Origin of the sequence: Deminuibacter soli (genome assembly GCF_003412455.1) — a bacterium.
In the GTDB taxonomy this organism is placed as follows: Bacteria; Bacteroidota; Bacteroidia; order Chitinophagales; family Chitinophagaceae; genus Deminuibacter; species Deminuibacter soli.
The window spans coordinates 293745-314560 of the sequence record NZ_QTJU01000004.1; the positions used below are offsets into that span (position 1 = coordinate 293745).

Below are 20816 nucleotides of genomic sequence, written 5' to 3' on the forward strand. Positions count from 1 at the left end.
GCAGCTGCGGCGCTAAGCGCAGGGCAGGCCTTTACGGGCCTCAACACAATCTTTCAGGAAGATTACAAACAAAAGAGCGCATGAACATAGAAAAGATCAAAACATTAGGCGAGCTGAAAAAAAGCGGATACAAACCCCTCTCAGTAAAAGAAGAAATCAGGAAAAACCTGATTGAGAAAATACGCACTAAAGAAAATCCATTTACCGGTATCATGGGTTATGAAGATACCGTTATACCCGATACAGAAAGGGCATTGCTGAGCAGGCACAACATCCTGTTCCTCGGCTTGCGCGGCCAGGCCAAAACACGCATGGCCCGCCAGATGACTGAACTGCTCGACGAGTATGTACCCATTATTGCAGGCAGCGAGGTAAACGATAACCCGCTGAACCCGCTGAGCAAATACGCGAAAGACCTGATTGCAGAACACGATGATGAAACACCCATTGTATGGCTGCACCGCAGTGAACGCTACGGCGAAAAACTGGCTACACCCGATGTAAGCGTGGCCGATTTGATCGGTGATATCGACCCCATAAAAGCAGCCAACCTGCGACTGAGTTTTGCAGATGAACGTGTAATACACTACGGCATTATACCGCGCAGCAACCGCGGCATTTTCGTGATCAACGAACTGCCCGATCTGCAGGCACGCATACAGGTGGCGCTCTTCAACATATTGCAGGAAGGTGATATACAGATACGTGGTTTTAAACTGCGTATGCCGCTCGATATCCTGTTTGTGTTTACGGCCAACCCGGAAGATTATACCAACCGCGGCAGCATTGTAACACCGCTGAAAGACAGGATAGAAAGCCAGATCCTGACACACTATCCCAAAGACATCGAAACCTCGCTCGCCATTACCGAGCAGGAAGCCGATATACTGGAAGAACAGCAACAGAAAGTAAGTGTGAGCGACCTTGTAAAACGCCTGATAGAGCAGGTGGCTTTTGAGGCACGCAACAATGAGTACGTTGACAAGAAAAGCGGTGTGAGCGCCCGTTTAACCATCGCCGCTTATGAAAACGCAGTAAGCAGTGCAGAACGCAGGGCCATTATTCACCAGGAAAAACAAACCCAGGTATGGGTGAGCGACCTGGTGGGCGTAATACCCGCCATTACCGGTAAAATTGAACTGGTGTATGAAGGCGAGCAGGAAGGTCCGTACCAGGTAGCCGTAAACCTGCTTGACAAGGCCATCCGCACACAGTTTGTGAGTTATTTCCCTAACCCGGAAACCTCCAAGAAGAAAAGAACACCGTCCGGTAAAAAATCTGTTGAAGAAAAAGAAGGTGATAACCCATACAAGGCCATCACCCGCTGGTTCGATGGCGGCAATCATGTTGACCTGCTGGTTGACATGACCGATGCAGAGAAAATTGCTGCCTTGTATAAAGTAGATGGGCTGTACGGTTTTGTAAAGAAATACTTCCCGCATGCGAATGAAAAGGAAAACGCATTGCTGATGGAATTTGTATTGCATGGCCTGGCTGCTTATTCACTCATCAGCAAAAAGATGATTGAGGGGCGTATTGAATTTAAAGATCTCATAGGCAGTATGATGAACCTGGGCCAGATGAATTTTGAGGATGATGAGATCAATGAAGATGATTTTAATTAGAGATCAGCTTTTAGCGGTTAGCTTTTTATCGAAGCGGAGAACTTAGCGAATTTTTAACCGCTCCGAAGGAGTCCTACGGACAAAGTTCACAGAGGAAAACCCCGCAAATGACATAGAGCATCAACTAAAAAGAGCGCATCGCGCTCTTTTTAGTTGTAGATGCCAACCATATAGCCATGTAACCATTGAACCATCAAATGATATTGACTTCACGTTCCAGTGTTACACCGAACTTTTCCTGTACGCTGGCGATGATTTCTGCTGATAGCTGGTAAATTTCCTTACCGGTGGCATGGGCGTAGTTAACGAGTACCAGGGCTTGTTTGGGGTAGCAGCCTGCATCGCCTTTGCGGTAGCCTTTCCAGCCGCATTGTTCAATAAGCCAGCCTGCGGCCAGTTTGGTTTCGTTGCCGGTTACAGGGTAGCCAACCATGTTGGGAAATTGCTGCTGCAACTGCTGAAACTGAACAGTGGATATGGCGGGGTTTTTAAAGAAGCTGCCTGCATTGCCAATCTCGGCGGGATCGGGCAGTTTGCTGCTGCGAATATTAATGACGGCCTGTGAAATGGCTTGTATGGATAAGTCTTTTATACCCATACGCTGCAACTCCTGTTCTATGGCGCCATACGTGGTATGAAATACGGGCTTCTTCAGCAGTTTGAAGGTAACGTTCAGGATTACAAACTGGTTGCGGTACCGGCGTTTAAAAACGCTTTCGCGGTAGCCGAAACCACAATCTTCAAGGGAAAAGGTAACAATGGTTTTATCGTGCAGGTGCCAGGCTTCAAGGGAATGGAATACATCTTTTATTTCCACGCCGTAAGCGCCGATGTTTTGCATGGGCGAAGCGCCTACACAGCCGGGTATCAGGCTCAGGTTTTCGAGGCCTGCGTAGTTTTGTGCAAGGCAGTGCAACACAAACTGGTGCCAGTTTTCACCGGCCTGCGCTTTTACGTAGTAGTAGCGATCGTCTTCACTAACCAGCTCAATGCCTTTCAGTTCGTTCTTTAATACCAATCCATCGTAGTTGCCGGTGAACAGCATGTTACTGCCGCCGCCCAATATCAGGGGGTTGCTTCCCCGGGCAGTTAATTCAGCCAGCTGTGCTGCCGATTGAAATACGGCAAATTCCCTGGCCGTAACGGCCATACCGAATGTATTAAAGGGCTGCAGCGATTTGTTGTATTCGATCATAAAGCAATGCTCTCTCTTTTTTTAACCACCTGCGTAATATCCTGTTCAATCATTTTCTCCAGCAAGGTATAACCGCCATTGGGTTCGCGGTGTGCAAACTCGCGCTCTTCAGCGGTAATGGGACTTGCCCAGTACAGGTTTATTTTATCTTCGTACATAGCGGGCATCGTTAATTCGATACCGCTTTCGAGTGCGGAGGAAAGAATAAAACTTTCAAAGGGTGCAGGCACACTGGCTGAGTGAATGGTATGCCCCTCACCAAGCCAGCTGAGCGAGCGCCAGGGCAGGTCGGCCAGGGATGATATGCCGGTGGCCATCTGCATAATTTCGTCTTCCGAGAAATCATTGGTGCTTACTGCCAAACCTATTTCCATGCGCCTGAAATCTGCTGCCTGTTCATGGTACAGGTGCTCTACCCAGGGCATGGGCCGTATGCTTACACCGAGTGTAATGAAATACACGATGCCGTTTTTCTCAAACCTGGCCAGCGCCATTGGTGGCCATTGCTGGTTGTCGATGGCGAAGTATTGCTGTACAGGCCCAAGACAGGCTTCATAGGTACTGAGCAGTTGTTCCTGTATATCTTTCCAGGGATTTTGTTTTTCATCGCTCCATTGCTGCCAGAATGCAATGGATGTAGCTGTTTTGCTGAGCAATGCATTGTCTGCTGTGAGCTCAGGCATAGGCAATACCAGTCCGTCCATAGAAGGCGCAATGCAGTCTGCCGCATAGGCAACAGGCTCTTCCAGGTACAGCGACCAGCCGGGTATAACGGCAATAATTTCGTTGTTGTACAACAGGGTAGCGCCATCGTCTTCAGGTGTCCATATCACGGCAAGCAGCGATGCATCCAGTGGTTCTTTGCCTTCGGGATGGTTGCAGGCGGTAACTTCCAGCATAGGGGCAATGCCTTCGGCAAGTGCATCAATATCCCTGTGTGCAGGGCCGGGCTGCAGGTTGCGAAGCCAGCAGCTGCGCATGTTGTAGCGTTTGCCGCTTTCTTCAGACGGGTAAATATAAAACCAGGCCGTTCGTTCATCCTGCTCAACAATCGCAAATAAGGTACTGCGGTTATTGGGCTGCTCCAGTAAAATAGCGGGTGTGCTTTCCATATCAGTATCTGTAAAAGGGTTTGTGATAACGTGTTTATACGGGATCAACATCCGGCACAATAACCACAGCCCTGTATCTTTTGTTCGATTGAATGATGGCTGTTTGCTGCTGTATTTCGGTTTTACATTGCTGTATCAATGCCGCATTGCGCGGCAGTTTCAGCAATACTTCCCATATAAACTGGTTGCGTATGCGGTGTATGGCAGGCTGGGCCGGGCCTGAGAGGTATTGCTGGAAATTGGGTTTTAAGCCGCTGATCATGATGTGGGCGGCTTCTTCGGCAATATGGTCTTCCTTGTGGCGGAATACGAGTTGTATTACGCGCGAAAAGGGCGGGTAAAAGAATTGCTGCCTGTTCTGCAACTCAAACTGAAACAGCTGCCCGTAATTGTGCTGCTGCACAAAGCCCAGCACCGGGTGTGTGGTATTGCTTACCTGTATCAGCACTTTGCCTTCGCCATCTTTACGGCCTGCGCGGCCGCTTACCTGCTCCATGAGCTGGTAGGCGCGTTCGTTAACCCTGAAATCGGCAAAGTTGAGAATGGCGTCTGCATCCAGTATGCCCACCAGGTTAACGTTTTCAAAGTCGAGCCCCTTTACTACCATTTGTGTGCCGATGAGTACATCGATGCGTTGCTGTTCAAAAAGTTTGATGAGGTTATCGTGGTCGTTTTTGCCCTTGACGCTGTCAAGGTCCATACGGGCGATGCGCATGCCCGGGAATATTTCGGCGATGGCTTCTTCAATCTTTTCGGTACCGAAATTCTTCTGTATAAAGTTATGGCTGCCGCATGCTGCGCAGGTATGCATTACCGGGTAGGTAGTGCCGCAGTAGTGACAGGCCAGTTTGTTTTTTGATTTGTGGTAGGTGAGTGTTACATCGCAATGCTGGCAATGCGGAATCCAGCCGCATACGCTGCACAGCAGGTAAGGAGAGTAACCACGCCTGTTCTGGAACAGGATTACCTGTTTGTTTTGCGCTACCGATGCTTCCAGTGCCTGCTGCAGTTTGGGAGTGATCATCACTTTGGGCTGGTTGGGCTGCAGTTGTTGCTGCCGCACATCTACCAGTTCAATTTCGGGCATGGCTACATTGCCGAAACGTTCGGTGAGTTTAACCAAACCGTATTTGCCCTGCAGGGCATTGTAATAGCTTTCGATGGAAGGTGTGGCCGAGCCAAGTAATACTTTGGCATTGAATAAACCTGCATAATATATGGCTGCATCCCTTGCCTGGTAACGTGGTGCAGGGTCTTGCTGTTTGTAGGATGAATCGTGTTCCTCATCTGCGATAATCAGCCCCAGGTTTTTAAACGGCAGCAGTAATGCAGAGCGTGCGCCCAGTACAGCCTTGATGTCGCCGCTTTTTACCTTGTTCCATATTTCCACGCGTTCATTGGGGTTGAATTTGGAATGGTATATGGCGATGTGGCCGCCGAAATGTTTCTGTAGTCTGCGGATGATCTGTGCCGTTAATGCAATTTCAGGCAGCAGGTACAATACCTGTTGCCCCTCGCGTATGCTTTGCTCAATGAGCTGTATGTAAATTTGTGTTTTACCGCTCGAGGTAACGCCGTGCAGCAGGCATACCTGTTTTTCCTGCAGCAGGTGCCTGGTTTCGTCCAATGCCTGCTGTTGTGCAGGGGAGAGGGCGAAATCGATACTAAGGTCTTTTGGCAGGCGCTGAATACGGTCAATGGCCCGTTTGGTAGCGCGCAGTATGCCTTTATCGGTAAGCGCCTTCAGCTGTGCGGAAGTAGCGCCTGATTTTTTGAGCAGTTCGCTTTGGGTGACTTCGCCGGTTGTTTTTTCGAGGTGCAGGTACGCCAGCAGCAGCTCCATCTGTTTGGGTGCGCGGGAGGTACTGTTCCAGTTATTGAGTAACCCAGCCATTGCTTCCTCGCTGTGGTAGGCAGGCTGCAGCGTAATATAGGTTTCTTTCTTTTCCTTGTATTTTTCTTTCAGCTCTTCCCACACATGGCATACCCTTTTCTCAATAAGTCTTTTAATTACGGGGTACACATGCGAGGCATCAAGAATCTGCTGCACTTCGTACAGGCGCAGTTCTTTTTTCAGCAGCAGGGCTTCGGCCACCAGGTATTCTTCATCATCCAGTCCCTCAAAATCTTCTTCGTGTTCTTCATTCCAGATAAGAATGGTTTCGCTGGATAGCTTCAGGTTTGCCGGCACTGCGGCCTGCATTACTTCGCCTTCGCTGCAGAGGTAGTAGCGGGCAATCCATTCCCAGAATTCGAGCTGCGCAGGATGAACCAGTGGTTCATTATCCAGTATGTTGAGAATAGGCTTTGGATCGAAGGCGCCGGGTTTTTCGGTAAACAGGCGTTTGATGATGCCTGCATATTTCTTGTTTTTACCCAGCACTACTTCTACGCGAATGCCTGGCTGCACGCCTGCCTGCAGGTGCGGGGGAATGCTCCAGGTATAGTTTTTAGGCAGTGCCAGCGGCACAATTACTTCTGCGTACAGGGCTGCCTGCCCGGTGGGTTGTGAAAACAATAACTGGCTGGTGTTGCTTTGCTCCGTCATTATGAGCAACGAATTTACACCCGTTTGTTGGAAGCGGGTAATTCCCTGTATCTTTTTAACCCTTCCTCCATGCGGTTGTGTACCAGCTGCTTCAGCTGCGCCATGTCTTTCATGCTGTATCCCGCTACGGGTATGGGTTCCAGGAATACCACGCGGCAGCGGCCGGGAGTAAGTGTGAAAAAGCCGCTGTAGTGCATGCGTTCAGGGGTATCTACAAACAGCAGCGGGTGAATGGCGGTTTGTGTTTCAATGGCGATGCGGAATGCGCCGTCGAAAAATTCTTTGAGCCAATCGCCGGTTTCATTGAACGTGCCTTCCGGGAAAATAAAAATGGAGATGCCTTTGTGCAGCGCTGCTTTCAGTTCACGCACGCTTTGCGCCCGTTTTTCGGCACTGCGCCTGTCAACCAATACCACGGCCATACGGTAAATAATGCCAAACACGGGGTATTTCACCATTTCATATTTGCCCAGTACACGCATGGGCTGGTGAATGCTGCGTACAATGCAGGGAATATCCATGTAGGAGCTATGGTTGGCCACGAAAATATAGTGCTGGCCGGGATCGGGCTTTGATTCGTAAATTTCTTTGTGGCGGATGCCGTTTACTGTATACCAGGCCAATGCCCACAGGTTGCAGATGCGGTAGGTGATGTTACCGCCTTTTACTTTGCCGAACAAGGCGGCAAGCAGTACAAAAGGCACTACAATCAGCATGAGTACGACAAACCATAATAAAGCCCAGATAACATAGAGGTATTGCAGGGAACGCCGGAGTGCTTTCATGCGGATAAAAATAGGGAATAGGTTTTAGCTGCGAGCTTCGAGCTGCGAGCTTTTTTTGAAGGAGATCCAAGCGGAGATTTTAGCGGGGATCGGAGCGTTTTTTATTAACCACAAAGAGCGCAAAGATTTTTGCGCAGAGGGCACAAAGAGTGGGATGTAGAATGTTAAGTTATGTTTCACTATTGACTATTCAGTATTCACCCAAGGCCTGCTCATTGTTTGAATGCACACCTAGGCTTGCCCCGGTTGTTCTTTGGAGGGGATGGCAGTGCCGTCTACGTACCACTCGCCGTCGTACTCCTGCCAAACGGTAAGGTCACATACGGGAACCGCATTGCTGTCGGCCGGTGTGAGCTTTTTGGTGGGTAATTCTTCCGGTAAAAAGGAGGGGAAATTTTCCATAGACGTTTTCAACATAAGGTGTGCGAATGTAGGTTTTTATCGGCTTGGGGAAACAGAATTTTAATCACATACCTGTGCATAAGTCGTGCCATTTGCCCTGGAAAACAGTGCTGCTGCAGGTATACCGGTTTCCTCAGCAATCCGGCCATTCAGCCATCTAAACTATCTTTGCACGATGCAACAGAACAGGCTGGGGAAATCAGACCTCTACGTAAGTGAAATCAGTTTCGGGTGTATGTCGCTCGGGAGCGATATGGCCGTGAACGAAGCCATTACCGGCAAGGCAATGGACGCCGGTATCAATTTGTTTGATACGGCAGATTTATACAACCAGAGTGAAAACGAACGCATGCTGGGTAAACTGCTGAAAGGCAGGCGCAGGCAGGCGATCATTGCCACCAAGGCAGGTAACCAGTGGCGCAGCGATGGCAGCGGGTGGGACTGGAACCCGCGCAAGGAATATATATTGAAAGCGGCAGATGAAAGCCTGCGCCGCCTGCAAACCGATTATATTGACCTGTACCAGCTGCATGGCGGCACCATTAACGACCCGATGGATGATACCATTGAAGCATTTGAGCGGTTGAAGGAACAGGGTAAAATACGCTGGTATGGCATTTCCTCCATTCGTCCCAATGTAATTGCCGAATACCTGCGCAGGAGTTCAATTGTAAGCGTGATGATGCAATACAGCCTGCTTGACAGAAGGCCGGAAGAAAGCTGCCTTGCCTTGTTACAGCAACACGAAGTAAGTGTACTGGCAAGGGGTAGCGTGGCCAAAGGCCTGCTGGCAGGCAAACCCGCAGCAGCCTATAACGGGTATGAAGAACAGGCAGTGGCAGCGGCAGCCAAAGCAATCGGGCAACTGGCCGTGCAACTGGAGCGCAGCGCTGCCCAAACAGCGGCGGGGTATGTGTTACAGCAACCGGTGGCTACAGCAGTATTGGGCATACGCACCCTGCAGCAATTAAATGATATGGTAGATGGAAAAGGCGTTGCTGCATTATCTGCCGCGCAGAAAGAAACCCTGCAACACGCAGTAAAGCCTGTTTTTTATACAGAACACCGTTAAGTATTATTTGAATGTTTCGGAGTAAACGGTTTTATCCAGCTCATCGGAATTGCTGCCGTACTGGGCTTTAAAACGTAACCTGCCTGCGGCATTGCGTGTGCCTGCATCGAGGCGTGAAAAGGCATAGGATTGCGGTTCTTTGGCGCCCGGCGCAATGGCGCGAACCGAAACGGCTTTATTGGGCAGGTTGTTTAATACATCGGGATCAGCCTCTTTCCATTCATCGTTAATAAGGGCCTGCAGGGAAATGGTATAATAAGCCGTATCCTGGCCATTGTTGTTTAACTGGAAATCGATTTTCTCTTTGCGATCGGGCGTTTCGAGCAGCTGAAGCGAGAGCGTTTTTGTTTGGGCGAAGCTACGCACACCTGTAAATGCCAGTACCAGCGCAGTAACCAGGAGTATTCTTTTCAGGTTGATCATGATGGCAAAGCTAATTCATAGAACCCATGTTTGCAAGTGGGGGCAGGTGAGACTACACCGGGAGAAACACCAATTGATTATTTTTGCGGCATGTACACACGTGAACAGGCATCGCAGCTGCGGCAGGCATTCTGGACGGCTTTCGGGCATTATATGCAACCCGTTCCTGCGGCTTCGGGGGAAAAAATAAACTGGGTGAACTATAAAACCGGCATCAGGCAACTGTATTTTAAAATGGATGCAGACCGGGACAATGCTTTTATCGGCATACAAATAACGCATAGCGATGCAGAGAAAAGGCACCTGTTTTACCAAACGCTGCTGCAAATGAAACCGCAGCTGCACGAGGCGCTGGATGAAGAATGGCAGTGGCAGGAAGAAACGGAAAATGAAAGCGGCAAACCGATCAGTTTTATTTATACGGAGCTGGATGAGGTAAATGTGCTCAACCAAAAAGACTGGCCAGCGCTGATCTCGTTTTTTAAACCGCGGCTGATAGCGCTGGACAGGTTCTGGTACGATGTGAAAGATATATTTGAGCTATTGGGATAAGCTATAAATATAAACGGGCCTCAGAAGAAGCCCGTTTGCGTTTACAGTAGGTCAAGGTTCCGGGATGGGAAAGTGTTTTAATGCACTGCCGGCTTATCCCGTCATCCTCCGGCGATGGGAAGATACAATTTCCTTTCATTTCGCCAACAACAGGCACAAAAATTAAAACGATGTTGCACCAATGGCCTCCGGTTTAATTGGCAAAGGGTTTTATGCGAAGGGCCAGGTTTATTATGCGCCCGTCAATAGGTGCCCACAACGGTTTAAAATCAGGATGGGTAATGCTGCCGGTGTACAGGCTTTCATGTTTGCTCTGCCGTTCATCGAGCAGGTTTTCGCAATTGAGCACCAGGCTTATTTTGTTACCGAATTTCCTTTCCGCCATCAGGGCAATGAAGTAATAGTCCGGCGTTTTACTGTCACTATCCCTGTATTGCCTGCCATTGTACGAGCCTTCCAATCCGAAACGCCAGCTATCGTTTGGCTTGTATACAGCGGTGGCTGCTGCGCGGTTGCGTGGTGTTAAGGGCATAAACTGGTTTTGCGAAAGATAGGTGCGTTCTGCATCGGTGAGTGTATAACCCAGGTAAAACTCCCAGCCGCTGTGCAGCTGCATTTGCACGTAAGTATCAAAACCTTTGGTGTGAATGGGTTTTGGCGCGTTGGCAAAACTGAGCATGCCCTGTGCATCTTCAGTACCTATTACAGGGCTGTTAATTTGCGTAACAAAGAATGCGTGGTTAATAAAGAAGCTGTTGCCTTTACCAAACTCCTTTTTGTAATTTACTTCAAAGTTCCAGCCGGCTGATTTTTCCGGGCGTACGCCGGGGCCAATGGGCAATATATCTACCAGGTCATAATCTTTTATCTGCGGCGTTAAGGCGTTGGGTGTTTTGTAGCCCATGCCAAAACCGGTACGTATGCCCCAGGTGCTGTTGATGCGCTGAAATACGGCCAGTCTTGGTAAAACAAATGTGCCGTAATCATTGTGGTGATCTACACGCAGGCCTCCTTCAATTTTGGTTTGGGGAAACAGCTGCCAGGTATCCTGTGCAAACATACCGGGCGTGGTATTGGAAAAACGGCCCAGTGGTGCGGGTGTGGCTGCATCGGGCGTAAACACATCACCGGTAATATTGATGCCGGTATTGATGTTGTGTTTGGGCAAATTGACTGCCAGTGCCGCTTCTGTATAAAAGTTCTGCTGTTTGGCATTAAACAGGTACGTATTGGTGGCAATATCCCTGTGGAACAAACTGTAACTGCCTTTGAGTGTGGCAGATACCCTGCTGCTGAAGCGGTTGCCGGCAATGAAGGTAAAAGTGTTGCGGCTGAGTTTGTTGTTTTCAAAATACGTATGCACGCTATCTGCCTTGCCATGCAATACTTCCATATCACCACCTTTGCGTTTTTCAAAACTGCCCGACCAGCCGATGGATACATAACTGTTATCAGTTGGGTAAAAGAACAGGGTGGGATGAATTAAGGTACTGTTGATGTCGGGCACATCGCTCAGGCCGTCTTTGTCAACATCTTTCTGTTGTTGAAACGTTTGGCCTGCAAACAGCGTAAAACCTGCCTGTTTCCATCTTTGCGCGTAATAGCCATTGATATTGGTTTCGCCCAATGTGCTCTGGCTGGCAACGAATGTAGCTTCTGGGGTATAGGCAGGCTTTTTTGAAATAAAGTTGATAAGCCCTGCAATGGCACCGCCACCGTAGAGCGTGGAAGCTGCACCTTTGATCAGTTCGAGTTGTTTTAAATCCAGCGGGGGAATGCTGAGTACACCAAAGCCGCCGGAGAAGCCTTCGTACAGCGGAATGCCATCGCGCAGCAGCTGGGTATACTGCCCGTTTAGTCCCTGTATGCGTATATTGGTATTGCCCGATGCTGCGGAGGATTGCTGCACCTGCACGCCGCTGATATCACCGAGTATGCTGGCGATATTGCCGGGTTTTACCATGCTTTCTTCATTCATTTCTTCCTGGCCCAGCACTTCTACTTTGGTGGTGGCATTTTCAATACGGTCGTTGGTGCGGGTTGATGAAACAACTACAGCGTTGAGGGTGTTTTCATCAGGCTGCATCAGTAACACCATATTATCTGCATTGGGTTGCAGTTGTTGTTCCAGGTCTTCATAACCCACGGCTGTAAATTGAAATGTGCTTACCGTATCGGGCAGGTGCAGTACCACGGCGCCTTTGGCGTTGCCGGTAGTAATTATTTGTTCATTGCTTTTTACCGTAACGGCGGCAACAGGTTCATGGGTTAATTTGTCCTGTACGGTAATTGTGATGGTCCGCTGTGCTGTTGCTGCAACATGCAACAATAAACAAATCAATAACAGGCATGTCCATCTGGGCATAAAAGCAGGTTTATTGCAGGTACAAATAAAAGCGCAGAATCTGGTGAAATACTGAAGCGTTGTTTGTACCTGAAATTACAACCCAACTGCATTCGTTACACGGACTGTTGCATTTGTTCGGTGAATGTGAGGGTAAAAACGTGTAAGCCATGGTTAAATGCATATTGCAGCTGGTACCCGGATACGGCACATATTTCATGGGCAATAGCCAGTCCCAGCCCGTTGTGTGCTGCATTGCCTGCATCTGCTTTATAAAAGCGGGTGAACAGGTGTGCACTGTTTAGCGGAGCGTTGCCGGTATTGCCAATCTGCAAACGGGATGGTTCGAGGGTAATGGCAATTACGCCAGTATGGGTATGGCGGATGGCATTGCTTAGCAGGTTATTGAGCAGTATATCGAGCAGGGCAGGGTTCATGGTAATAGTGGCGGGCTGTAACTGAACCTTCGTGGTGAGTTGTTGCGCGTGTATCAGTTCTTCGAGGTGTTGCAGTTTTTGGGATACTGCCTGCTCCAGGTTCAGCTGTTCGGTATCGCTGAATTGTTTGTTTTCGATTTTGGCCAGCAGCAGTAAACATTGGTTTAAATGTGTTAAGCGTTGGATGGCTTCGTAAGCAGATTGTACGGCCTGGCCCTGGTGCGGGGTGAGCTGTTCATCCTGTATCAGCACATCGAGTTTTGATTGAATGATGGCCAGCGGCGTTTGCAGTTCGTGTGCGGCATTTTCGGTAAAGTTTTTCAGAACCAGGTAATCCTGTCCTGCCTTTTGCGTGGTTTGCTGCAGTACATGGTTCATAAAATCAAACTCATCGGTACCGCTGGCAGTAAATTGCAGGGGTTGTGTGCCTGCCAGTGAAAAGCCCTGTATTACCTGCATGCTTTGGTAAAATGGCTTCCACAGCTTTTTTAATACCAGCCGGTTAATGATGGAAGAAACGAGCAATATCAGCAGCAGGGTTCCCAGCGTAATGGTAATGATGGCGGCTGTGAGGGCATCGGTATCATCGAGTGATTTGCCTACCCCGGCCGTATACCACTGCCCGCCTGCTGCTATGTTAAAACGCAGCTGGCGAAAGGGTTTTTCTTCCTGTGTAATAGGGTCGTGGAGTTTGGCATTAAACAATTGCCGTTTGTGAAAAATTGTTTTGCCGGGTGTGAATTGTATTACCTGGTCTTTCACAGGTACTACTTCGGGCAGGCGGTTGTATTTGTTTACATAGGTAATGATCTCGTGTTGTTCAATTTTTAAATCATCATCTACCTGGTCAATCAGCACATATCGCAGCAACGCATAAAATGCCCCGCTCGACAGCAGGAAAATAACCACGGTGGCCAGCAGGTTAATACGGTTGTAGCGGCTGAATAGTTTCATGTGGCTGCGGTTTACAGGCTGAATTTATAACCCATCCCGTACACGGATTGTATGTAATCGGCGCTGCCCAGCTGCAGCATTTTTTTACGCAGGTTTTTGATGTGCGTGTAAATAAAATCATAGTTGCCGGCCATATCCATATGATCGCCCCACAGGTGTTCGGCAATGGCGTTTTTGCTGATGACTTTATTTTTATTGCTGATGAAATATAACAGCAGCTCGTATTCCTTTCGGGTGAGCTCCATTTTTTTATTATTCACCAGCGCTGTTTTTTCGTTGAGGTTGAGCGTAAGTGTATCAAATTGCAGGATGTTTTTCCCGTCAAACGATTTGCGGCGTATAATGGCTGCCACGCGGGCGCCCAGTTCGCTGAGGTGAAAGGGTTTTACGAGGTAATCATCTGCACCGGCGCGCAGGCCGTTTACGCGGTCGTCGAGCGAATTCCTGGCTGAGATGATCAGTACGCCGTCGTTTTTATCACTGCTTTTCAGCTCATCGAGTAATTGCAGTCCGCTGCCGCCGGGCAGGGTAATGTCCAAAATAATACAGGCATAATCGTACAGGGTTATTTTCTCCATGGCTGCATGAAAATCGGCTGCTGTTTCGCAGGCGAACTGTTCATCCTGCAGGTAATCACAAATACTTTTCGAAAGGGCCGGTTCATCTTCTATTACCAGTACTTTCATGCTGTTTATTTTTATTGTTTGAGCCACTTGCCATACAATGCAACAGGGATATGCTTTTCAGCGCATCATTCTATAGCAGTTTTTACCCGGCTGTGTGAAATAAATCCACGTTCAGAGGCCACGGATACCCTGCAAGATAACAAACCCGGTGGGTAAAGCTTTGGCATGTTTTTTTGCCCTGCTAAGTTACACGGCCGTTGAATAGTCAGTATATATTCTTCAGATCCTGTAGAACGGGATTACAACATTCCGCAGCCACCGGCATCATACCCGGTGCGTGCATATGTGAAAAGAACAGGGAGCCGGGGCCATGCAGCTGGCAGGCGGAATGTTACTGTATGTAAAAAGGCCTCGTCCCGGTTAAGCCTGGACGAGGCCTTTTTGTTCAGCTTTCGCTTTTATCATCATTGTCGCGGTCAATAAATTCATCCTGCTGTTTGTATTGTTTATCGGCTGTGCTGGGTTTGGGATAATGCTTTTTGTGCCCACTTTCCTTGTCTGCCGCAATGGAATGGCCGTCGCTGCCTTCACGAACAGGCGCCTGGCCTTTATGTGTATCGGTACGCTCTGCATCTTTCAGTTTGCGGTTGAGCGCAGATTGGTTTGTTTGTTGCATAATAGGTGTTTAAACAACATAATCCATAAAGCATACCAGCTTTTGGTAATGCCTGGCATTGTATTGGGGTGAAAATTCCACAACTTGTGGCGTATTGTTGAGAAAGCATCAGGTGGCGGCAGGTTGCCGGTGAAATAGCCTGCGCAATTCATCCTTTGCTTGTTCAAGAATATCCAGCTGGTGTTTTGATAGGTTATGTCCTGCGCGATTGATATAAAAATTGAGCATGGACATGGCCGATTGAAAGGGCGTTCCTTTTCTGCGGTGACTTTTTTGAGCCGAACGCTTCAAAGAGCTGGCAATGGCCGCCGGATCGGTTTTGGTAAAAATGCGTTGCTGCAACGTAAGCGCATCACTGTTTTGTGTTACTGCGGCAGACCATTTACGCTTTTTGGAAGTGTTTTTGCGTTTATTGCGTGGTGTTTTTAATGGCATGGCTTTTTTAAAAGGGTGTGCAAGTAAAATACCAATATGCAACAGCCGGCAGGGAACAACGATGCTACGGTTTGCAAAAGGTAATGATAGACAAAGAGGTCAACAATCCTTTTTTAAACAAACAAGGATGCAAAAAGGAACCTGGACAGGCAGGTATTAGCCAACCCGGGCCGTACCGGTTTCCTTTGAAATTCTGTAGGAACAAACTATGGTACTGATTGTAGACGATAAAGAGGAAAACCTGTACTCTTTACGAACGCTTTTGGAAATCAATTTATTTAACGTAGATACTGCCAACTCGGGGGAGGAGGCGCTGAAAAAGGTATTGAAACATACCTATGCGCTTATCATCCTGGATGTGCAGATGCCCGGCATGGACGGTTTTGAAGTGGCAGAGGCTATTTCGGGATACGGCAAGGCCAGGGATACACCTATTATCTTTCTCAGTGCCGTTAATACAGACAAGCGTTTTATCACCAAAGGATATATGTCGGGCGGGTTTGATTATGTAACCAAGCCATTTGACCCGGATATCCTGTTGCTGAAGGTAAAAACCTTTTACCGTTTGTACGAGCAAACGCGTGAGCTGAACGAAATGCAGCAGGTACTGCGCGAAGAAATTGAATCGCGCAAGCAGGCCGAGAACGAATTGAAAGAACGTGTGGCCGAGCTGCATTCTGTGCTGCATTCTATTCCCCAACTTGCTTTTACTGCATTAACCGACGGATCGGTTGAAATTGTGAATGGCCACTGGCTGCAATATGCGCGTGACAACAACGCCTTTCCGCAAACAGAAGCGGGAGCCTTGTCTGTATCGGGCCACCTGCTTACGGCCATCAGCCGCCGTGAACAATACACGGCAGAGCTGGCCATACAACATATTGCCACAGGCGAGTATCGCTGGCACCTGCTGGCCATTACACCGGTACGGCACAACAATGAAATTATTAAATGGGTAGGCACCTTTACGGATATACACCAGCAAAAAATGATCAACGAAATGCTGGAACGCGGTGTGGCCGAACGTACATTGGCCTTGCAGAAAATGAATACCGAACTGGAAACCAGCAATCACGACCTGCAGCAGTTTACCTCGGTAGCCTGCCACGATTTGCAGGAGCCGCTGCGGAAGATCCAGATATTCAGCCATATGGTGCGGGATAAGTACCTTGCAGACCAGTCGGAAGGCGCGATGTACCTGGACAGGGTGATGAATGCCTCTACCCGCATGCGTTTGCTGATTAACGACCTGCTCAGTTACTCTGAAATATCCATTACCAGGCTGTTTGCGCCGGTTGACCTGAATGATGTGATTGCCGATATACTTACTGACCTGGAGCTGGTTATTACCGAGAAACAGGCCAGTATTCATATCGATGATATTCCATTGGTAGAAGCAGTGCCGGGCCAGATGCGGCATGTGTTCCAGAACATCATCAGCAATGCGCTGAAGTTTTCACGAAAAGAGGTGACACCTGAAATACGCATTAAAGCTGCACTGGTGAACGATAAAGATGCTGCGGCCGAACCGGATGCAGCAGGCAGTTATTGCCGCATCAGCATCAGCGATAATGGTATCGGGTTTAATGAACGGTATCTTAGCAAAATATTCACCATATTCCAGCGCCTGCATTCCAAGGAAGAATACGAGGGTACAGGCATTGGTTTGGCCATTGCAAAAAAAGTGATCGACAAACACAACGGCTTTATCACTGCCACCAGTAAGGAGCAGGAAGGATCGACCTTTATTATTGTGCTGCCGGTAAAACAACAGGCAGCAGAACAGGTGCCGGTATAACAATCCTGCACCGCTGACAAACACCGCCATCAAACAACATTTTATACAGAGGGTATATACAACAATGAATACACAAGCGAGTTTTAAAAGAAATCTGATTGTAGGCTTCGGGCTTTCGCTGCTGCTGCTGGTAGTGAGCTCGGTGGCATCGTACATGAGCATCAGTAACCTGCTGGATAGTACCAAATGGGTAAACCATACCTATAAAGTAATACAGGGGCTGGATAATGTGATGTCTACTTTAAAGGATGCAGAAACAGGGCAGCGCGGCTACCTGATCACCGGTGATGATGTTTTTCTTGAGCCATATAAAGGCGCAAGGGAAAGAGCACTGGGGTACTTACAGGATGTGCATGATCTCACACTGGATAACCCTGCGCAAACAACCTCGGCGCTACAGCTGAAAGAACTCATCAGTCAGCGCATAGAGGTATTGCAGAAGGCCATTGATCTTGAAAAAGAGAAGCGCACCATTGATATACAGGATTTGAAAAAGGGTAAGGAGTATATGGATAACGCGCGTTTGATAGTGGAGGAAATGAAAAGCCGCGAGCAGGGATTGTTAACAGTGCGTACCAACTCTATGAACCGCTATGCGGGTTATACACCGCCATTGATCGTGGTGGCTGCCATACTTGCCATTCTTATTACCATATTCTTCTATGCACGTGTGCAGAACGATTTTGACCAGCGGCTGAGGCTGCAGCTGGAATTGCAGGCCAAAGATGAAGATATCAGCCGCCGTATAGATATTGTACATAAAATAGCAGGTAAGATTGCTGACGGTGAATACTCCACCCGTGTAAACGACAGTGGCAAAGACGGGTTGGGCAGCCTTGCCTACTCGTTAAACCGCATGGCAGGTTCACTGGAAAGCTCGTTCAACCTGTTGTCTGAAAACGAATGGCAGCAAACCGGCATTGCCACATTGAACGAGATAATGATTGGTGAAAAAAGCCTGGAGCTGCTGACAAAAGATGTGATTACCTACCTCGCCGAATATACCCAATGCAGCGCAGGTGTTTTTTATGTGATGGAAGAAAAAGAACTGCATTTTTTCAGCAGCTATGCATTTATGCCCGGCACTGCAAAAAATATTATACTGCCCGGCGAAGGTTTACTGGGGCAGAGTGTTGAAAGCCGCCACGAGATCATACTCACCGATATTGCGCCGGATGCCATGCAGGTGCAGCTGGCTACCGGTGTAATAAAACCATCGCAGATTATAGCCTTCCCTGTATTTGATGGTCATACCGTAAAAGGTGCGATTGAACTGGCTGCTGTGAAGCCATTTGAAGCACGGCATATCCAGTTCCTGAAATCTGCCGCACACAATATTGGCGTGGTAGTAAACCGCACGCAAAGCCGGAAAAAGCTGCAGGAGCTGCTGGAAGAAACACAGTCACAGGCAGAAGAGCTGCAATCACAACACAGTGAGCTGGAAAACCTGAATACCGAACTGGAACTGCAGGCGCAGAAGCTGCAGGCATCTGACGAAGAGCTGCGTGTACAGCAGGAAGAACTGCTGCAGGCCAACCAGGAACTGGAAGAAAGAAGCCACCAGCTGGAAGAACGCAACCAGCTGATTGTTGACCGCAACCGCGAAATACAACAGCAGGCAGAAGAACTGGCACTGAGCACCAAGTACAAATCGGAATTCCTGGCCAATATGTCGCACGAGCTGCGTACGCCGCTGAACTCTATCCTGCTGTTGTCAAGACTGATGTCTGAAAACAAGAACAACAACCTTTCCGGTGAACAGGTAGAATATGCACAGGTAATACAAAGCTCGGGCAAAGGGCTGCTGTCGCTTATTGATGAAATACTGGACCTGTCCAAAATTGAATCCGGCAAAATGGACCTGGAATACCACCAGGTAGCGCTTACCGCACTGGCGGCCAACATGAACGCCCTGTTTCAGCCACTGGCAACAGAAAAGAAACTGGCATTCGGGATCAACATAGCAGCCGGATTGCCGGCGGATATAGAAACAGACCAGCTGCGATTGGAACAGATTGTGCGCAACCTGCTGTCGAACGCATTTAAATTTACCTCGAAGGGTTCTGTTACCATGAATATTGCGGCAGTGCCGGGTACAACAGATAAGATCAGTATTTCGGTAGCGGATACCGGTATTGGTATTGCGCCCAATAAACAACAGCTTATTTTCGAAGCCTTTCAGCAGGCAGATGGTTCCACCAGGCGCAAGTACGGCGGAACAGGGCTGGGCTTGTCTATCAGCCGTGAGCTGGCCAAATTGCTGGGCGGGGAAATACGCATAGAAAGTGAGCAGGAGAAAGGCAGCAACTTTACCGTGATTATACCTGTATCACAAAAAGCAGCGCGTGAAAGCCGCTCTGCCACAGTGTTTGCGCCCTTGCCTTCTGCAGAGCCTGAAAAAACAACAGCGCCTGTAACAGAAGTAAAAGACCGTGCAAAAGATCCCCGTTATACCACCACGATTATCCCGGCGGCCATACCCGATGACCGCGACAGCATTGGAGGAGACGACCGCGTAGTATTAATTATTGAAGATGATACGCACTTTGCCAAATCCATACTTGACTATACACACCAGCAGGGGTACAAGGGTATTGTTGCCGTGCGTGGTGATGAAGGGGTGGAGCTGGCGCGCAAATTCAAGCCCATGGGCATTTTACTGGATATACAGCTGCCTGTGAAAAACGGCTGGGAGGTAATGGAAGACCTGAAAAATGATCCGCAGACCAGGCCGATACCGGTGCATATAATGTCATCGTTTGAAGTGAAGAATGAAAGCCTGCAGAAAGGTGCGGTTGACTTTATCAACAAGCCGGTGGCCTTTGACAAAATGCAGGAAATTTTCAACAAGATTGAATATGTACTTACACATCATCCCAAGAAAGTACTGATTGTTGAAGAAAACGCGAAGCATGCCAAGGCGCTGGCCTATTTCCTCAATACATTTGACCTGAACCTGGAGGTGAAGAGCAACATAAATGAAGGCGTCGAATCTTTACAAAAGAATGAAGTAGATTGTGTCATTCTCGATATGGGCGTACCGGCACAAAAAGGCTACGAAACACTGGATGCGGTGAAGAAGACCGCGGGGCTGGAACACATACCCATTATCGTGTTTACGGGTAAAAGTCTTTCAGCGGCAGAAGAGCTGCGCATCAAGAAATATGCAGATTCCATTATTATTAAAACAGCGCATTCATACCAGCGCATACTGGATGAGGTGTCCCTGTTCCTGCACCTGGTAGAAGAGAAGAACAATGAGCAGGTGGTAAAGAAAAAGTACAAGAACCTGGGTTCTATCAATGAAGTGCTGCAGGGCAGGAAAATACTGATTGCCGATGATGATGTGCGCAATATTTTCTCGCTTACCAAAACACTGGAGAGTTATAAAATGAACGTACTTTCCGCTATGGATGGTAAGGAAGCGCTGAAGCTGCTGAACGAAAACCCGGATACAGACATTGTGCTGATGGATATGATGATGCCTGAAATGGATGGCTACGAAACCACACGGCGCATCCGTTTTGAATACAAATGGAAGAACCTGCCGGTGATAGCCGTTACAGCAAAGGCCATGACGGGCGACCGGGAGAAATGTATCAATGCCGGAGCATCGGATTATATTACGAAGCCGGTGGATATTGATCAGCTGCTGTCGCTGCTGCGCGTATGGTTGTATGAAAGGGCTTAATGGTGAATAGTGAATCAATGTCGCTTAGTTAACGGTTCCTTTGTGAACTTTGTGGGTTTTCCCTTTGCGTTCTTTGCGGTTAAAAATATCAAATACGCTTACCTAAACGGCATTGAATAGTGAATTACAATACAGGCTAGT

General features: G+C 48.4%; 16 protein-coding genes. 5 read left to right on the forward strand and 11 right to left on the reverse strand.

Features of this window, described 5'->3' with window-relative positions; translation table 11 throughout:
• Window positions 1-80: 80 nt before the first annotated feature.
• Entirely contained in the window at window positions 81-1625 is a 1545-nt protein-coding gene (locus DXN05_RS13625) for a sigma 54-interacting transcriptional regulator (RefSeq protein ID WP_116847814.1), read from the forward strand.
• A 193-nt stretch (window positions 1626-1818) separates the two neighbouring features.
• Here DXN05_RS13625 and murB read toward each other — a convergent pair whose 3' ends face one another.
• From murB to DXN05_RS24485, 5 genes are all read right to left on the reverse strand, one after another.
• Window positions 1819-2820, reverse strand: coding sequence for a UDP-N-acetylmuramate dehydrogenase (gene murB / locus DXN05_RS13630; protein ID WP_116847815.1), 1002 nt, complete (start codon window positions 2818-2820; stop codon window positions 1819-1821).
• Window positions 2817-3932: a suppressor of fused domain protein gene (locus DXN05_RS13635; RefSeq protein ID WP_158559244.1), complete on the reverse strand. Its 1116-nt coding sequence runs from the start codon at window positions 3930-3932 to the stop codon at window positions 2817-2819. The genes murB and DXN05_RS13635 overlap by 4 nt, the downstream gene beginning before the upstream one ends.
• A gap of 34 nt (window positions 3933-3966) precedes the next feature.
• The gene (gene priA, locus DXN05_RS13640) at window positions 3967-6480 is read right to left on the reverse strand and encodes a replication restart helicase PriA (protein ID WP_116847817.1); all 2514 of its coding nucleotides are present in this window, start codon (window positions 6478-6480) and stop codon (window positions 3967-3969) included.
• A 14-nt stretch (window positions 6481-6494) separates the two neighbouring features.
• Window positions 6495-7265 carry a lysophospholipid acyltransferase family protein gene (locus tag DXN05_RS13645; protein WP_116847818.1) on the reverse strand — a complete coding sequence of 257 codons (771 nt, stop codon included), beginning with the start codon at window positions 7263-7265 and terminating at the stop codon, window positions 6495-6497.
• 231 nt (window positions 7266-7496) lie between these two features.
• A complete protein-coding gene (locus DXN05_RS24485) occupies window positions 7497-7667 on the reverse strand; it encodes a hypothetical protein (RefSeq protein ID WP_158559245.1) in 171 nt (56 codons plus the stop codon).
• A 175-nt stretch (window positions 7668-7842) separates the two neighbouring features.
• Here DXN05_RS24485 and DXN05_RS13650 point away from each other — a divergent pair, with 175 nt between their 5' ends.
• The gene (locus DXN05_RS13650; RefSeq protein WP_116847819.1) at window positions 7843-8739 is read left to right on the forward strand and encodes an aldo/keto reductase; all 897 of its coding nucleotides are present in this window, start codon (window positions 7843-7845) and stop codon (window positions 8737-8739) included.
• A 3-nt stretch (window positions 8740-8742) separates the two neighbouring features.
• Here DXN05_RS13650 and DXN05_RS13655 read toward each other — a convergent pair whose 3' ends face one another.
• Window positions 8743-9162: a hypothetical protein gene (locus DXN05_RS13655; protein ID WP_116847820.1), complete on the reverse strand. Its 420-nt coding sequence runs from the start codon at window positions 9160-9162 to the stop codon at window positions 8743-8745.
• Window positions 9163-9252: 90 nt separating this feature from the next.
• Between DXN05_RS13655 and DXN05_RS13660 the strand changes: the two genes are divergently transcribed.
• Window positions 9253-9714, forward strand: coding sequence for a DUF4268 domain-containing protein (locus DXN05_RS13660; RefSeq protein WP_116847821.1), 462 nt, complete (start codon window positions 9253-9255; stop codon window positions 9712-9714).
• 193 nt (window positions 9715-9907) lie between these two features.
• Here the strand turns inward: DXN05_RS13660 and DXN05_RS13665 are convergent, their stop codons facing one another.
• The 5 genes from DXN05_RS13665 to DXN05_RS13685 form a co-directional block, all read right to left on the reverse strand.
• Entirely contained in the window at window positions 9908-12079 is a 2172-nt protein-coding gene (locus DXN05_RS13665) for a TonB-dependent receptor (protein WP_116847822.1), read from the reverse strand.
• A gap of 95 nt (window positions 12080-12174) precedes the next feature.
• Window positions 12175-13449, reverse strand: a complete 1275-nt coding sequence (locus DXN05_RS13670; protein WP_116847823.1) for a sensor histidine kinase — start codon at window positions 13447-13449, stop codon at window positions 12175-12177.
• An 11-nt stretch (window positions 13450-13460) separates the two neighbouring features.
• On the reverse strand, window positions 13461-14135 hold the full coding sequence (locus tag DXN05_RS13675) for a response regulator transcription factor (RefSeq protein WP_116847824.1): 675 nt from the start codon (window positions 14133-14135) through the stop codon (window positions 13461-13463).
• 385 nt (window positions 14136-14520) lie between these two features.
• Window positions 14521-14751: a hypothetical protein gene (locus tag DXN05_RS13680; protein ID WP_116847825.1), complete on the reverse strand. Its 231-nt coding sequence runs from the start codon at window positions 14749-14751 to the stop codon at window positions 14521-14523.
• Window positions 14752-14859: 108 nt separating this feature from the next.
• The gene (locus tag DXN05_RS13685) at window positions 14860-15186 is read right to left on the reverse strand and encodes a DUF3175 domain-containing protein (protein ID WP_116847973.1); all 327 of its coding nucleotides are present in this window, start codon (window positions 15184-15186) and stop codon (window positions 14860-14862) included.
• Between the two features lie 208 nt (window positions 15187-15394).
• Here DXN05_RS13685 and DXN05_RS13690 point away from each other — a divergent pair, with 208 nt between their 5' ends.
• Complete coding sequence (locus tag DXN05_RS13690; protein WP_116847826.1) at window positions 15395-16984, forward strand: sensor histidine kinase; 1590 nt, start codon at window positions 15395-15397, stop codon at window positions 16982-16984.
• 64 nt (window positions 16985-17048) lie between these two features.
• Window positions 17049-20675, forward strand: a complete 3627-nt coding sequence (locus DXN05_RS13695; protein ID WP_116847827.1) for a response regulator — start codon at window positions 17049-17051, stop codon at window positions 20673-20675.
• Window positions 20676-20816 lie beyond the last annotated feature (141 nt).